Below are 15727 nucleotides of genomic sequence, written 5' to 3'. Positions count from 1 at the left end.
TATACGATTATTTGTCTTCTATGTGACAGTTTATAGTGTCTTTCACCCAATATAACGGTCGTTGTTTAACCTCTTCAAAAATTCGTCCTACATACTCTCCTATAATACCAATGCCTACCAGTTGTACACCACCTAGGAAGAAGATAGCCACCCCTAGGGTAGACCAACCACTGATAACATTGTCAGAGAAGAAGTGAACAAACAATATGTGTCCGATCATAATCAGGCTTAATAGTCCGCATAGCAAGCCGATATATAAGGCTAAACGCAAGGGTACTCTAGAAAATGCTGTAATGCCGTCTAACGCAAAGCGCATCATTTTTTTTACACTAAATTTAGAAGTGCCTGCAAAGCGTGGGGGTGCTACGAAGTGAAATTCATGTTGCACGAACCCCAAGTCGCCTACAATGCCCCGCAAAAATCTGCCATGTTCACGAAAGTTTTTCAATGTTTCTAAGGATTTTCGATTCATCAAACGAAAATCCGAACCACCTTCCACGATAGGAACATTGGCTAATTTGTTAAGCACTTTGTAATAGTATTTCGATGTAAAAGCTTTTGCCCAACTAGCATCTTCTGTGGAATCGCGAATGGTACGTACTACATCTGCACCTGCTTCCCAATGCTTCACTAGCTCCGGAATCAACTCCGGTGGATGTTGCATATCTCCATCCATAGTGATTACCGCATCACCTTGGGCGTAATCTAATCCACAGGTCAAGGCTAATTGATGACCGAAGTTCCTTGCTAATAACAGCACTTTTACTTTTGGATCTTGATTACCAATATATCGTAGCATGCCTGCACTATCATCACTGGACCCGTCATCGACGAAAATAATTTCATGGTCATAGTCAAGAGTTTGCAATACATCTTTGACTGTAGTATAAAATTTTTGAATATTATCTTCCTCATTAAATACGGGAACAACAATTGACAGTAACATAGCTCCTCCTTATGATCTTTACCTATCTATTTTACAGGATTGAGACTTGTTTTGCAAACTCCGCTATATATGGCGTTCTTTCCCCGCTTTCGTGCCTAGAACGCAAGGAGCGAACGCCATACACTTCTCCACAAATTTACGTTCCACTGAGATTTGCTCCGAAATGTATGGCGTTCTTATAGCTATATATGGTTATGCACTCGCTTCATGAAATCAGACATAATAGCTACGCCAGTGAAGGAATGTTGCAAACACGTTAGGTAATTGTGCTCGTGGATACCTCCCAAAGCAATACCTTGTACTTGTGGGTAATGTGTCTGGATTTGTGTCAACAGTTCTTGTCCTCGCTTGACTCCGATGCCAGGGTGTCCTGTTTTGCATTGTGTGGGAAAGATGGGACTGATTAAGACGTACTCCAAATTAGGGATTCCTAGGGATGCTAATAACTTGATGTCATCTTCGTTGTGGACGGTGCTCCACATAGTTATGTCCTGAAAATGTTGTTGCAAGGTAATCCATAGTTCTTCTTGTTCGGATTGCCAATAGCGTATTAGATTAGTGGGTAGATGGATTCGTTTTGCTGTTGCCAAAACAATAGCTAATTGCTCTCGATTCGTAATAACCTTGCCATGGTATACCACGGTACTACCTATGGTATCGCAGAGTTGGAGATACTCCTCAAAGGGTAAATCAGTGTCACGGCATAGGGTGTACAGACTGCTGTGATTTCTCATCCAGTTGTCTGGTTCAGCACTATCTGCCCTTGCACCAGGCAATTTAGTACTATGAAGATTCGCTTTTACTGTAGAGCTATACGTTCTACGTATATTATATGGTAAACTGCTTTCTTCTGTATGATTAATACAATGTTTGCCATACTTTTGTAGTCTTTCTATCCCTCTAGACAGTGCTACACCATATGTGGCTAAGCTAATGTCATCTTTCAGTAGCTGGCGATTTGTAATCAACACTAAGGTGTCTATAGATGGGCTATTTTTCTTCATAGAGCACATCGATATAATCACTCATCACCACTTGCATTCCTAAGGCTTTCACATCTTCCATGGCTTCTGCTACAGTTCTACTGTCAGCAATTTCAAATTGTGCATCCCCTTCTTCTTGTTTATTTTCTTCTGAGGAATGTTCACCAATGCCTGTGCTGACACCTGCTGACAATTTCGTCGCTGCTAATGGTAGGACCCCGTTACGGAACCTGGCTGTTTCTCTAGTGGAAATCGTAATATTTGCATAAGGTAGGAATAAGCGATATGCCAAGATGACTTGTAATAATTGAGCTTCTCCTACGTCCCCTGCATTGATGGTATCATCATTGACGATAGGCCGCAGGCGTGGACAGGAAATACTAATTTCTCCATGCGGATAGGCACGTTGTAGCATATGGGCATGCAAGGCTGTGGCAAAGGCATCTTTTCGGAAATCATCCAATCCCAATAAGGCTGCTAACCCTACTCCACGCATTCCTCCTCGTAAAGCTCGTTCCTGTGTTTCTAATCGATATGGAAAGATGCTTTTATTGCCTAACAAGTGCAATGTTTTATAGTTTTCCCAATTATAGGTTTCTTGGAATACGGTCACATAATCACAACCGCATTCTCGTAGGTACGCATAATCGTCTACATTGGCAGGGTAAATTTCTACGCCTACTACTTTGAAATATTTTTTTGCTAATTCACAGGCACGCCCAATGTAAGAAATAGGGCTATGACGTTCACTTTCCCCAGTCAAAATTAAAATATCCTGTAATCCTGTTTTGGCAATATTTTTTAACTCTTCTTCAATACCTGCTTCATCTAACTTCGCCCGATGGATCTGATTTTTACAGTTGAAGCCACAATACACGCATAGGTTATCGCAATAGTTTGAAATATATAACGGTGTAAATAAATACACAGAATTGCCAAAGTATCGTGTTCGTACGGCCTTTGCTTTTTCCGCTAGTTCTTCCAAAAATGGTTCTGCTGCAGGAGATAATAAAATTTTCAATCCTTCTACATCAATGGTATCTTCTTGCAATACACGGCGCACATCATCTGCTGTATATTGATCGTACATATATTGCTCACGTTCTCGCAATACCGTTTCTAAAATGGGACTTTCAATTTGATCCATGTGGGGGCGATACTTCCAACATGGATCATCTATATGGTATCTGGTGGTACTAGACATAGCTATTCCTTTCCTATTATCTCAAAAATCCAGTCAACGGAGATGAAGCGCTACCACCGGTTTCAAGAGTAGGCCCTAATTTTGACAAATATGCCAACCGTCCTGCTTGGATGGCTAAACCAAATGCTTTCGCCATACCTCGAATATGACCCGCAGAAGCTACGGCTGTATTTGCCATGATCGCAGCTACGCCCATTTCCATAGCTTCTGCTGCTTGGGATGGAGCACCAATACCAGCATCTACAATGATAGGCAAGTCTATTTCATTGACTAAAATTCTGATAAATTCCTTCGTCTGTAATCCACGATTCGATCCGATAGGGGCAGCTAAAGGCATCACCGCTGCGGCACCAGCATTGACTAAGTCACGAGCTACTTCTAAATCTGGATACATATACGGCAAGACGATAAATCCTTCGTTAGCTAAGATCTCCGTTGCTTTAATCGTCTCTCCATTGTGAGGTAACAAGTATTTAGAATCTTTCATAATTTCTACTTTTACAAAATCTCCACAACCTGTAGCTCGGGATAAACGTGCAATGCGCACCGCTTCTTCCGCATCTCGAGCGCCACTTGTGTTAGGGATTAAGATGGTATCTTTGGGAATGGCGTCTAAGATATTTTCTACTTCGCCCCCCACCGCACGACGTAATGCTAAAGTGATCATTTCAGCCCCTGCTTCTTCTAAGACGGCCTCGATTAAGTCGATAGAAAATTTGCCAGATCCCAAGATAAATCGAGACTGTAATGTATGTCCCCCTAAAGTCCATGTGTCTTGTGTTTCCATATCTTGTACTGAAAGTATCATAGATTCCTCCTTAATCAATATCTTCTCCGTGTAATAGTTGAATGACCGCATTTGCCATATGGCCGGCACAAACCATAACACGAGCGGCAGTAATTTTTCCAATAGAATCGATATCACTCACACCGTCACCACATAAGTACCAGCGATGGTGTCTCCGTTCACGGCGTATCCCATTACTATCGCCCCAACCAGCCATGCCAGAACAACCTACTAGCAAAGGTTCTGTAGGATGCGTTAAAACAACTTCTGTCATCCACGCTTTTGTGACCGCTTTATCCACTGCTTCTACGACCATGTCATAGCCATCGATTAATTCAGATAATCGCTCTGGTGTGAGGCATTCATTATGAACGATGACTTCACAGTTTGGATTCATCCGATTCAGGTGACCTTTCATAGCCTCCACTTTTAACACTCCAACATCATTCACGTCATAGTATTGACGGCCTAGATTACTCTCATCCACAACGTCGAAGTCTACGATTTCTAGTTGTCCAATTCCAGCACGGCACAATGCCACTGCCACATGAGAACCAACACCGCCCACACCGATGAGCAATACTTTTTTATCTTGTAAGGATACCATTTAGCCACCTCCTACAAAGGTTACTACTTCCATTGTGTCCGAAGCGCTCACACGAGTGGATTCCCAATCTGCTTTAGAAAGAATCTTCCCATTATATTCCACTACGATTCGATCCATACGAAACGCTAAGGCTGTCAGCACTTCTTGCACTGTTTGTCCTTCATATTGATAGGTTGTTCCATTTACTTTCATCGTATCCTCCTAACTATAGCATTTGCTATATACACATTTCAAAACTAGTATACCACCAATCACCTGTACGGGATTCTTCCTCACATACTAGTATAAAAAAACAGCACGAAAAACCATACCCGCGGTGGTATGCCCCTTCATGCTGTAGCACTCTATCGTCTCACTATTCTATTCCACTTGTACATCCACTTAGATGCACCTTCAATTTGTATCCATATACGATATCATCTATAAAATACACAAAAAAAAGGACATCCTGTTGGATGTCCTCGGTATGACGAATCAAACTTATCCTACGTTGGCATTATCCAAATCAGGTTATGGGTCAAAACATTTGTTTACTCTCAGCCATGAGGCTCCCCAAAGTTCTCTTTCAGTATACGCTGATACCGCTCAATTTGCAAGCACAAGTATCAACAATTTTTATCTTCTATGAACGACATGCAATATTGTCATGATTCCAATACGCTTTAGCCTCTTCGCTTAGACACAGAGGCATAATTTTTAATCACCACGATTGGCGTCATTTGGCTATCATTACCAAATGGATTATCGATCAAAATTTGCGCAATTTGTTGTGGTTTTAATCCACGACTATGGCCTAAAATAGCAGCTCGTTTTAAATCATTCACATCTGCCACACAAGCCCCATAAGCTCCTGTTGCTTTCATAATAGCATCCGCTACTGCATGTGGTTGTTTTGGTCCATATACAATGCATTTATCAAAAGGAGGCATGGTGCCTGTCACATCATCTGTTAAAGATGCAGTCCGTGCCATTTGATAGAATACGCCAGATTTTTTAAACACTTTAGCTACGGCTCCGCAGAGGAAGGCAAACATCATTTTCCATTCCCCTTCTTTATCCATAGCTGCTTGCATACCATACACAGATGCCATAGATCCATCAGGATGGATAAAGCGATTTAAAAATTTAGCCTGCCAAGATACTTTTAAATCTTCTGGTCGTGTAAACTCCCCTTGCGTGATAGCCACGACGGATTCTGCTACGCACACAATATCTTCTGGTCCAATATAAGGACCTGCAAATTCTACGATAGCCTCTACGATATCATCTTTATTCGTTAAAATGCGAGTAGGGATTGGTAAAAGTTCTAATTCTGCCATGATGTACCTCCTATTTACGCATTGCTACTTCTAACTCTTCTGCAGTTAGAGTAATTCTAGTTTTTGAAATACGATACGCCTCGCGACCTACCACTTGATGGTAAATATCGATAGGCATATCAGGGAATCCCACTAAATCTTTACGAATGTTACCACTATTAGCAGTCATTACTAGACGCAAACGAATCGTACTGCCTTGTCGTTGCTTATACACTAACGCTTCCCAATAGCCATCATGACGTTCTGCTTTTGCATCGGTCAACCAAGATTGAATTCGCACATTGTCAAATTGTTCTTGTGGCAACAAATGGCGAGGGAACATATCCATAATGGTTCCATATTGTTTGCCTCTGTTCACAAATGGAATATCCGTAGATAATACCACTTGGTCAAAACTAATATCTTCTACCACAAATGGAGTGCGACGTTTCACCATAATCACAATGTCTTCATTGCCTTGGCGCCATGCAAATATGCGGTAGGCAATATAAATGATAGCAATGATACAGGCTATCCACACTAGGGTATCTATTAATGTGTAAATATACATAATTCCTCCTATAGAGTAATGAGCTTAGCTTCTAAGCTAGTATCCTTGAAAATATCTTGTACGATAGACGTTACTCGATCCGCATGGCTAGTAACACAAACTTGTATAGAGCCTTTTCTACCTGATGTCTGCTCTAAATCTTCTCCGTACAAAATAGCTCCTACAGCATCAGATGTTTCCCACGCAGGATCCACAAAGCAAATTTGTTCTTTAGCCAACTCACGCAATATGGGTTCTACTAAAGGATAGTGGGTACATCCTAAAATGGTCACTTCCACATTTGCCTCTACCAAAGGCTGTACATATTCTTTTGCACAATGTCGTAAAACTGCATCATCTAAATGACCTTCTTCAATACAGGCCGCCAAATCTTTACAGCCTTGTTCTACTACTTTTACATGAGGCTTCAAGGTATGAACTGCATCCATATGTTTATGACTATTAATAGTCGCGACGGTAGCCATAATGCCTAAAGGTCCTTTACGTTTCTGTTTGACTTTGATACGCAGAGCATCATGAATCCCCTGGGCCATCCCCACAATAGGTACATCAAATTGTTTGGATAGTTTGTCCAAGGCTACCACAGAAAATGTATTGCAAGCGATGACTATTAGTTTCACTGGTTGGGCCACTAAAAACTCTGCAATTTTCGTAGCAATGCCTTCAATTTCCTCAATCGGCCTATTGCCTACTGGATTGTTTGCACTATCTCCAACATAAATAAAATCTTCTTCCGGAAATTCTTGTGCTAGCACAGATAATACAGATAATCCACCGATTCCAGAGTCGAATACTCCAATAGGTAATTCCTTCTGTATGGGCGTCATTCCCTACTCCTCCTCTGCTACGGCTTTCATGGGTTTAAAAAATACATCTGGCAAGCGAATAATTTTACCTGTTTCTTTAGCCGTAAACACATTTTGTGTTTCCCCTGTACAGATCAATGCATTATCACTGTCACGGATAATCCGATATGTGAAAGTACATTGAGCCCTCGACAAAGAGGCTACTGTTAATTCCACCCGCAATACATCATCAAAGCGTGCCACTTCCTTATACTCACAGCTCACTTTTGTAATAGGAAAGACGATGCCCTCTTGCATCATGTCCCATAGACTAATACCACAGCGGCGAAAATATTCAATTCTCCCCATTTCAAACCACCGTAAATGATTCGTATGATGGGCAATCTCCATCATATCCGTTTCATAAAATCGGACACGTAAAGATGTAGAAATCATCGTATACTACCTTTCCTATGCAATAAGAGGCTCCAAGGAGCCCCTTCTACTACTTAATCAATTGATCCGATTGGCACAAATTTTTGTGCTTGCTCTTTATGAGAAGCCTTAATATAGCGATTGGCTACTTTCATAGCAATAGCTAAAACAGCTACATCATCTACCCAGCCAAGACCTGGTACACTATCTGGAATGAAATCGATAGGTAAAATTAAATATCCCAGAGCCCCAGCTATAACAGCTTTCACAAATTTTGGTGTGTCATTATCACGTAAACAATAATATAACATAACTGCTTTTCGTGCAAACATAATATTACGGCCCATACGATTTACAGTAGACATAAAGGCATCAGATGTAAATGTTTTTCCATACTTAAGGATTTGTAAGATATTCATAGTGATGACCTCTCTGATTATTGTTTGAACTTATCTTTTGCTTGTTCTGCTAAATCGACGGCTTTTTCTTTTGTTTGTTCCGCTAATTCTACGGCTGTTTCCTTCACAACTTCTGCTTTTTCACGAATGTCTTGTACAGCTTCTTGTGCTTGGTCAATCGCTTTGGCTGTTAATTCAGAAGCTTTTTCTTCTACTTGCTGTAGTGTTGGCTCTACTGCCTCTTTTACTTGCTGTAATTTCGGCTCTACCTTTTCTTTTACTTGTTGTAGTTTTGGTTCTACCACTTCTTTTACATCTTGCATAACAGCTGTGGCTTTTTCCACCACTGGTTCTACTTTAGTTTGTAAGGAATCATTTAATGTTTGTCGCACCGTATCTGCTTTTTCATAAGCTGCTTTTGTATATACACTTGCTTTAGATGCTGATGTACCTGCTACAGCACCTGTTAAGGACAACGCTTCCGTAGCTAAAATTTTAAGTAAAGAGCCTACGCCTTTTGCAGCATGACGAGCATTATCTAATAATTCTTCATTACCACTTTTCTCTAATGTGTCTTTTACCGTAGCTGCCAGGATGGATGCTGCCCCTACAGCAAGGTCTTTTACAGCCCCTATGTTTGCCGCCAATGCTTCTGGGGATATGAAGGATCCTACAAAACCTTTTGCCCCTGCTAAATAGTCGTTACCAGATATGTGAACATCACTCAAGAAATCTTCGCTTTCATTGCCCAATGGTTTCTCGCGAAGTGGCGTATACGCTAATGTCATTACTGTTTCTTTATTATGTTCATAAATTTCCACCAAACGTTGGCGATAACTTTCAAAGTTAGGACATGCTGGCATGCCTTCTTCGATCCATTGTGCCGCTATTTTACCAACTCCGTAAGTGATGGCTGCTGCTATTGGCACACGAAGAATCACTGTTGGCACGATGGTACACACTAAGGCTGCTACAGCGCTGCCACCTAGGCCCACTAAAAAGCTAGTCACACCCTCTTTGGCAGGACATACACCATAGGCTTGAGCGATACGGCTCACCATATATACGTCATTGGCCAATAATCCAGCATATGTAAAACTTGGCAATGCTGCAATTCCTGCTGCACGAGCTGCTGCCCAACGACAAATTGTTTCTACTTCTTCTTGTACATTCGTTGCTTGAGCAAGTGTTTCATTATTGTATTCCAACTGTTCCATATTTGTCTCCTATACTTACCACAAAACATTTAAGTGTAAATGTACTGATTACCCTTATTGTATCAAATTTCGCCATGAATTACCAACTTGTTAATCCACCATCTACCGTCCACGCTGCTCCCGTCACAAAAGAGGCTTTCTCACTAATTAGAAAAGCAATGACTTCTCCTACTTCTTTTGGTTGCGCAATCCGTCCCAACGGATAGTGCAGTGCCATCTCTTCCTTAGCTTTTACAATATCCCCAGAAGGTTCATTGGCTAATTGTTTTGCCACTAATGACGTGTCTACATCACCAGGACATACACAATTAACACGAACACGATGAGGTGCCATTTCTAAGGACAGGGATTTCGTAAAACTCACTACAGCCCCTTTGGATGCTCCGTACACAGTGCACGCCACATTACCTTGTAGTCCTGCATCACTTGATATGGTCACAATACTACCATGCACTTGTTTCAAGTACGGTGCTGCCGCTTGGCATAAAAAAACAGTGCCTTTTACATTGGTTCCGAACATCTCATCAAAGTTTTGCTCGTCCACATCTTCCAATAGTCGCTCTTCATAGTAACCAGCTGCCGTTACCAAAGCATTCAAGTTGCCAAATAAACGAATCGTATCTTCTACAATACGACGGCAATTCATAACTTTACTTACATCGCCTTGTACAAATCGTACTTTTGAGGAAATACGGCGCAATTTTACTACCGCTTCTTGTCCATCCCATTCATTGCGACCATTGATGACAACGCACCAACCTTGCTTTAGCAGTAATTCCGCGGTAGCAAACCCGATACCCGATGTGCCGCCACTGATTAATGCTACTTGATTATCACTAAACTTTTGCATAATCACTCCTACTATATAATTCCCAGTGAAAGTAAATAGTCATAGGACAATTTCATTAACATCGTCAAAGACATAGCGATAAATAAAAATCGCACTAGTCCAGCGCCTTTCACCATAGCTAACTTAGATCCCGTAGTAGCACCAATAATTTGTCCTGCTGCGACCGCTAGCCCATATCCATAATTCACTTGATCCATATAGATGAACACTAGTAAGGACCCAAAGTTGCTCACTGTATTTAGTACTTTGGCATTTCCTGATGCGCCTAAGAAATCGTAGCCCATAAACAAGAAATAGAATATTAAAAACATTCCTGTTCCAGGTCCTAGAAATCCATCATATAAACCGATGGCGATAGCCACTGCTATATAAGCAAGTAGCTTCCATCCTGTTTTACGTTCTACTTGTGCTATGGCACCCCAATCTTTTTTAGTAAGCACCACAATGAATACAGCTAGCAATAATACAATGATAAGGGGTTTTAAAAATGTGCCTGGCACATAGACTGCTATATAAGCACCTACCATGGAGATAAGAAGAGTAAATGGCATAATCCATTTCACGAATGCCCAATCTACCAATTTGTTTCTGGCGAAGTTAATCATCGCTGTGCCAGATCCAAAAACGCTAGATAATTTATTGGTTCCTAAGCACATGGCTACCGGCATATTCGTCAGCATCAACGCTGGCAACGAAATCAGCCCTCCTCCACCTACAATAGAGTCAATAAACCCCGCTAGGGCTCCTGCAAAAAATAGTATAATACCTATGAGTAAATCACCTTCCATAGTATGAGCCCTCCTCTCTTATATACATCACTTTGATGTCTTTTTCTATCTTCTAGTCTTCAATACGAGGTAAAACTTTATTATAACCATCCGCGCCATAATTTAAGCACCGTTTTACACGGCTTATCGTAGCTGTACTAGCTCCTGTTACTTCTACAATTTGGTCATATCCTGTACCCGCCTTTAACAGTCGTGCCACTTCTAAGCGTTGAGAAATGGATTTCAATTCTCCGATGGTACAAATATCTTCAAAAAATTCATAACATTCTTCTAGTGTTTCCAAAGACAAGACTGCCCGAAATAACTGGTCGTGCATTGGATTCTTAAGTTTTTGATTCAACCTTCTACTCCTTCATAATTCTATTCAGAATGTACTTTATTTCACTACCATTATACCATAGGAAATACTATACACATATCATAAATTCATCATTCTTATACAAAAAACAGAGGCCGTTGATGATAGTTCATCAACTAGCCTCTGTTTTATATTTCTTTGTTGCTTTTATTCACTTAGAATGCTGGGATAATGGATCCTTTGAATTCTTCTTGAATGAATTTGCGTACAGGTTCAGATTGGTAAATTTTCAACAGTTTTTGATATGTCTCATTATTTACATCTTCTGTGCGAACAGCGATGACATTAGCATATGGAGAATCTGTGCTTTCCACTACAACAGCATCTTTTTGTGGGTTCAAACCTGCTGGAATTGCATAGTTTGTATTAACTGCTGCTACATCCACATCATTTAGGGAACGAGCAATTTGTGCCGCTTCTAATTCACGAATATCAATGTTTTTAGGATTACTTGTAATATCTGCTACGGAAGATTTAACATTACCGCCGTCTTTCAATGTAATCAAACCTGCTTGTTGTAATAATAACAATGCACGACCACCATTGGTAGGATCGTTAGGAATCGCTACAGTAGCACCATTTGGTACATCTTTCAAATCTTTATATTTGTTAGAGTAAATCGCCATTGGTAATAAGATTGTTTTGCCGATAGATTGAATTTTCAAACCTTTATCTTTTACTGTGTTATCCAAGAATGGTTGATGTTGGAAAGAGTTCACATTCAATTCTTTTTGATCTAAGGCAATATTCGGTTGAATATAATCGCTGAACTCAACGATTTCGATGTTCAATCCTTGTTTTGCTGCTTCACCTTTTACAAATTCCATAACTTTTGCATGTGGACCTGCTGTTACACCTACTTTAATTGGTGCATCTGCTGCTGGTTTCGTTTCTTCTTTACCGCATCCTGCTAATAATAGCACCAAGGATGCAATGGCTAATAAGCCGACTAAAATTTTCTTCATAACTATCTCCTTTATTTTTTATTTACTTTGCGGGATAAGTAGTCCCCTAAACTTTGGATAACTTGTACTAATACAATTAAAATGATGATAGTGGCTAACATAACATCACCTTGGAAACGTTGATATCCATAGCGAATCGCAATATCCCCAAGACCGCCACCACCGATAGCACCTGCCATAGCAGAATAGCTAATTAAGTTAACGATGAGGACTGTAATATTATCGATTAATGTTGGTAACGCTTCTGGCAACAACACTTTCCAAATAATCTGCAATGGTGTAGCCCCCATGGATTGAGCTGCCTCGATAACACCTCCATTCACTTCTTTAATCGCTGTTTCTACTAAACGAGCTAAGAATGGGATGGCCGCCAATGTCAATGGCACGCAAGCTGCGGTCGTACCAATGGATGTACCTGCTACTAATCGAGTAAATGGAATGATGGCTACCATTAAAATGATGAACGGAATAGAACGTGTGGCATTTACGATAGCACCTAGCACTTTATTCACCGCTTCATTTTGCATGATATGACCACGGCTGGTGATGACTAAAATTACGCCCAATGGAATCCCTAATAGAACGGCTACCACTGTGGAAATCACCGTCATTTGTACAGTTTCTAAGAAACCTTGTAGCAATAAATTAATGATTTGCTGTGACATAACCGATCACCTCGCTTCCGATTGGTAAATTATGTAAGTAGTCGATAGCCGCTTCGGATTTAGTGCGCTCCCCTTTTAATTCTACAATTAAATGACCAAAGCTCATATCTTGAATATAATCTACACCGCCAAACAAGATACTTACATCTGTATCAAATTTACGGATAATACTTGCCACCACAGGTTCATCTGTTACATTGCCTTTGAAAGTCAATCGTACAATCGGATTGGCTCCTTCTACCCAAGCTTCATTTAACGTCAAGTGAGCCAATGCATCTTCTGGCAAATCACGTCTGATAATAGCAGACACGAATTCTTTCGTTGTAGCTTGTTTTGGCTCTGTAAATACATCTACTACAGGACCTTCTTCAATAATCGTACCACCTTCAATAACGGCTACGCGATCACAAATCTCTTTGATGACATTCATTTCATGAGTAATCAAGACGATAGTCAAGTTTAATCGACGATTGATATCTTTTAGCAATGCCAAAATAGATTTTGTTGTTTGTGGGTCGAGAGCTGACGTAGCTTCGTCACATAATAACACTTTTGGGTTGCTTGCTAAGGCACGGGCAATACCGACACGTTGTTTTTGACCACCGGACAATTGAGACGGATAGTTGTCTAAACGATCCGACAATTTTACTATGTCCAAAATTGGCAAAATACGTTCTTTGATTTCTTCCTTTGACAATCCTTGCAATTCCAATGGAAATGCTACATTTTCATAGACTGTGCGGGATGAAAGTAAATTAAAGTGTTGGAAAATCATACCAATATGTTTGCGTTCTTCACGAAGTTCTGCTGTGTTCAACTTCGTTAAATCTACACCGTCCACAATAACGGATCCAGATGTAGGGCGTTCCAACATATTGATACAGCGAATCAAGGTAGATTTACCAGCCCCAGATTGACCGATAACACCAAAAATTTCGCCTTCTTTTATAGTCACATTAATTTCTTTCAAGGCTTCCACGCGGACAGCACCTTCATAGACTTTTCGAATCTGTTTAAGTTCTATCATGAAATCCTCTCCTTTTCAAACTAAATAAAATAAGAGCCCTCAGTTACCTAAGAGCTCTTGGGTATGCATAAATTGTACAATGTGAGTAGACAGACTGTCAATAATTTCCACTATACTACTTGCCTATCGTCTTTTATAGCTTAAATCTATAACTCCATATTTAGAGGTGCTTACTCTTTATAACAAATGTGCTCCCGCCTAGATAGGGACCCCTATGTTAACTCACTATATACTTATTATATAGTGATGAAATACACTCCCTTACATACAATTCACATACTAGCTAGTCTTGTTTCTGTAGCTTAATACCACCGCGTTTTGCAATGAATGCAGCTAAGAAAATACCACAAGTGCCTGTAATTAATTGTGGCCAACCCATGCTAAATAAAATCCCTTTTTGCATGGCTTCCGGAATGCCCGGCATCAATTGGAATAAAGCCAAGAATAGTCCATAAAGAACTACACTCTTTACAATGGCACCTGTAATCGCTGTCATCCATACACGTTTTGTTCCTAATACCTTTACAGTAATTGCATATGCCATACTACCAATAGCCACCACAGGTACAAATAAAGGTATAGTCAACATACCTTGTAGAAATGCCATAATCGGTGTCACACAAGCTACTACGAATCCACTCCACAAACCATAGCGCCATGTAGCCAGTGCCGTACAAGCACCTACGATGGAGCCCACTAAAAATTGCACTAACCCGTGCATAGGAATAATCATGCGAAGAAATCCTTGGCTTAGCAAAGCAATCGCTAAGAGCAAGGCACTTCCTGTTATCGTTTTGACTGACATTATGCTAACCCTTCTTCCATTAAATGTTGTAATTGTTCAGCTAATACTTTTGCTGCTTTACCTGGTTTACCATCACCTACAGGTTCACGATTCAAGGTGGTAATCGGAATAATACCACCAATCGTATCGGTGAAGAAGATTTCGTCTGCATCTTTTAGGAAAGCTTCATCAAATTCACGCTCAATAATCGTAATCCCTGCTGTTGGTGCTACACGAGTTACCACTAACTGACGAGTGATGCCCTTTAAAATATGATGGTTGGCTGGATGCGTATAACACACACCATCTTTCATTACAAATACATTAGATGTAGCCCCTTCCGTAACGATGCCATCACGCACTAAAATAGCTGTATAAGCACCTTTTTTCTCGGCTTTTGTTTGTGCCAAAATATTAGGAATTAAGTTTAGTGTTTTGATGTCTACACGAGCCCACCGTTCATCAGGTAATGTAATGGCTTTTACCCCTTCTTGCAAGGCCCCTAAATCTGTTGTAATCGGTTTAATAAACATATACATTTGCGGCTCTAATTTAGACCGCTCAAACGCATGATGACGAGGACTCACACCACGAGTGATTTGTAAATAAATATATCCATCAGTAATTTCACTTTGCTCAATCATGATTTCGTGCAACTCTTGCAACTCATCTGGCGGCATACGCACAGGAATGTCCATTTCACGCATCGAACGATACAAGCGATCTTGATGATAGGAAAAGGCAAAAGCGCGACCATTATATACACGCACTACCTCGTATACACCATCACCAAAACAATATCCTCTATCATCAAGACTAACCACCTTGGCACCAGACTCTACCATCTCGCCATTAAAATATGTTAATTCTTTCATAGTAACACCTCATAGTATACATACGAATCAAGTATTATCTTCATTATAGTACAGACAAGTATAAAATTCTACACCTTTTACATCAAATCTCCTGTAGGAGCAAACAATCTACCACTAACGTACACTAAGCAACGCGCAAGTTTGCAAATAACGTCCCTCCACCTGAGGAACGCAGTTACACGTA

Annotated in this window: 20 protein-coding genes and 1 riboswitch; all 20 genes read right to left on the bottom strand. The window is 40.5% G+C overall.

Annotated elements, in window-relative coordinates:
• Positions 1-7 precede the first annotated feature (7 nt).
• The gene (locus EO116_RS01805; protein WP_009352941.1) at positions 8-946 is read right to left on the bottom strand and encodes a glycosyltransferase family 2 protein; all 939 of its coding nucleotides are present in this window, start codon (positions 944-946) and stop codon (positions 8-10) included.
• Between the two features lie 182 nt (positions 947-1128).
• Complete coding sequence (locus tag EO116_RS01800; protein WP_164726034.1) at positions 1129-1950, bottom strand: thiamine phosphate synthase; 822 nt, start codon at positions 1948-1950, stop codon at positions 1129-1131.
• On the bottom strand, positions 1937-3076 hold the full coding sequence (thiH, locus tag EO116_RS01795) for a 2-iminoacetate synthase ThiH (protein ID WP_206168308.1): 1140 nt from the start codon (positions 3074-3076) through the stop codon (positions 1937-1939). Before thiH ends, EO116_RS01800 begins: the two co-directional genes overlap by 14 nt.
• Before the next feature lie 73 nt (positions 3077-3149).
• Positions 3150-3941 (bottom strand): thiazole synthase, encoded by a 792-nt coding sequence (locus tag EO116_RS01790; protein ID WP_370447256.1) that lies wholly within the window; start codon positions 3939-3941, stop codon positions 3150-3152.
• 10 nt (positions 3942-3951) lie between these two features.
• Entirely contained in the window at positions 3952-4527 is a 576-nt protein-coding gene (thiF, locus tag EO116_RS01785; RefSeq protein ID WP_127068123.1) for a sulfur carrier protein ThiS adenylyltransferase ThiF, read from the bottom strand.
• Positions 4528-4719 (bottom strand): sulfur carrier protein ThiS, encoded by a 192-nt coding sequence (gene thiS / locus EO116_RS01780; RefSeq protein WP_127160390.1) that lies wholly within the window; start codon positions 4717-4719, stop codon positions 4528-4530.
• Between the two features lie 273 nt (positions 4720-4992).
• A riboswitch (TPP riboswitch) is annotated at positions 4993-5092 on the bottom strand.
• Positions 5093-5189: 97 nt separating this feature from the next.
• Entirely contained in the window at positions 5190-5846 is a 657-nt protein-coding gene (locus tag EO116_RS01775) for a coenzyme F420-0:L-glutamate ligase (RefSeq protein ID WP_127160389.1), read from the bottom strand.
• Between the two features lie 10 nt (positions 5847-5856).
• On the bottom strand, positions 5857-6396 hold the full coding sequence (locus EO116_RS01770; RefSeq protein WP_009352952.1) for a hypothetical protein: 540 nt from the start codon (positions 6394-6396) through the stop codon (positions 5857-5859).
• A gap of 8 nt (positions 6397-6404) precedes the next feature.
• Positions 6405-7223: a glutamate racemase gene (gene murI / locus EO116_RS01765; protein ID WP_127160388.1), complete on the bottom strand. Its 819-nt coding sequence runs from the start codon at positions 7221-7223 to the stop codon at positions 6405-6407.
• A 3-nt stretch (positions 7224-7226) separates the two neighbouring features.
• Positions 7227-7637 (bottom strand): thioesterase family protein, encoded by a 411-nt coding sequence (locus EO116_RS01760; protein ID WP_127135599.1) that lies wholly within the window; start codon positions 7635-7637, stop codon positions 7227-7229.
• Positions 7638-7690: 53 nt separating this feature from the next.
• Positions 7691-8035, bottom strand: coding sequence for a YkvA family protein (locus EO116_RS01755; protein WP_127147665.1), 345 nt, complete (start codon positions 8033-8035; stop codon positions 7691-7693).
• Between the two features lie 17 nt (positions 8036-8052).
• Complete coding sequence (locus EO116_RS01750) at positions 8053-9231, bottom strand: hypothetical protein (protein ID WP_127160387.1); 1179 nt, start codon at positions 9229-9231, stop codon at positions 8053-8055.
• Between the two features lie 79 nt (positions 9232-9310).
• Entirely contained in the window at positions 9311-10081 is a 771-nt protein-coding gene (locus EO116_RS01745; RefSeq protein ID WP_127160386.1) for an SDR family NAD(P)-dependent oxidoreductase, read from the bottom strand.
• An 11-nt stretch (positions 10082-10092) separates the two neighbouring features.
• Complete coding sequence (locus EO116_RS01740; protein WP_127160385.1) at positions 10093-10869, bottom strand: TSUP family transporter; 777 nt, start codon at positions 10867-10869, stop codon at positions 10093-10095.
• Positions 10870-10921: 52 nt separating this feature from the next.
• Positions 10922-11185, bottom strand: a complete 264-nt coding sequence (locus tag EO116_RS01735) for a YerC/YecD family TrpR-related protein (RefSeq protein ID WP_127160412.1) — start codon at positions 11183-11185, stop codon at positions 10922-10924.
• Positions 11186-11382: 197 nt separating this feature from the next.
• On the bottom strand, positions 11383-12192 hold the full coding sequence (locus EO116_RS01730; RefSeq protein ID WP_127160384.1) for a MetQ/NlpA family ABC transporter substrate-binding protein: 810 nt from the start codon (positions 12190-12192) through the stop codon (positions 11383-11385).
• An 11-nt stretch (positions 12193-12203) separates the two neighbouring features.
• Positions 12204-12857, bottom strand: a complete 654-nt coding sequence (locus tag EO116_RS01725) for a methionine ABC transporter permease (protein ID WP_127160383.1) — start codon at positions 12855-12857, stop codon at positions 12204-12206.
• Positions 12838-13884: a methionine ABC transporter ATP-binding protein gene (locus tag EO116_RS01720; protein ID WP_127160382.1), complete on the bottom strand. Its 1047-nt coding sequence runs from the start codon at positions 13882-13884 to the stop codon at positions 12838-12840. The genes EO116_RS01725 and EO116_RS01720 overlap by 20 nt, the downstream gene beginning before the upstream one ends.
• 283 nt (positions 13885-14167) lie before the next feature.
• Positions 14168-14689 carry an ECF transporter S component gene (locus tag EO116_RS01715; RefSeq protein WP_127160381.1) on the bottom strand — a complete coding sequence of 174 codons (522 nt, stop codon included), beginning with the start codon at positions 14687-14689 and terminating at the stop codon, positions 14168-14170.
• On the bottom strand, positions 14689-15543 hold the full coding sequence (dat, locus tag EO116_RS01710; protein WP_127160380.1) for a D-amino-acid transaminase: 855 nt from the start codon (positions 15541-15543) through the stop codon (positions 14689-14691). Before dat ends, EO116_RS01715 begins: the two co-directional genes overlap by 1 nt.
• Positions 15544-15727: the final 184 nt, after the last annotated feature.

It is taken from the genome of Veillonella sp. VA137, assembly GCF_003992015.1.
Taxonomy (GTDB): domain Bacteria; phylum Bacillota; class Negativicutes; order Veillonellales; family Veillonellaceae; genus F0422.
Note: the sequence above shows the minus strand (reverse complement) of the source record. Positions and strands in the feature narration are given on the sequence as shown.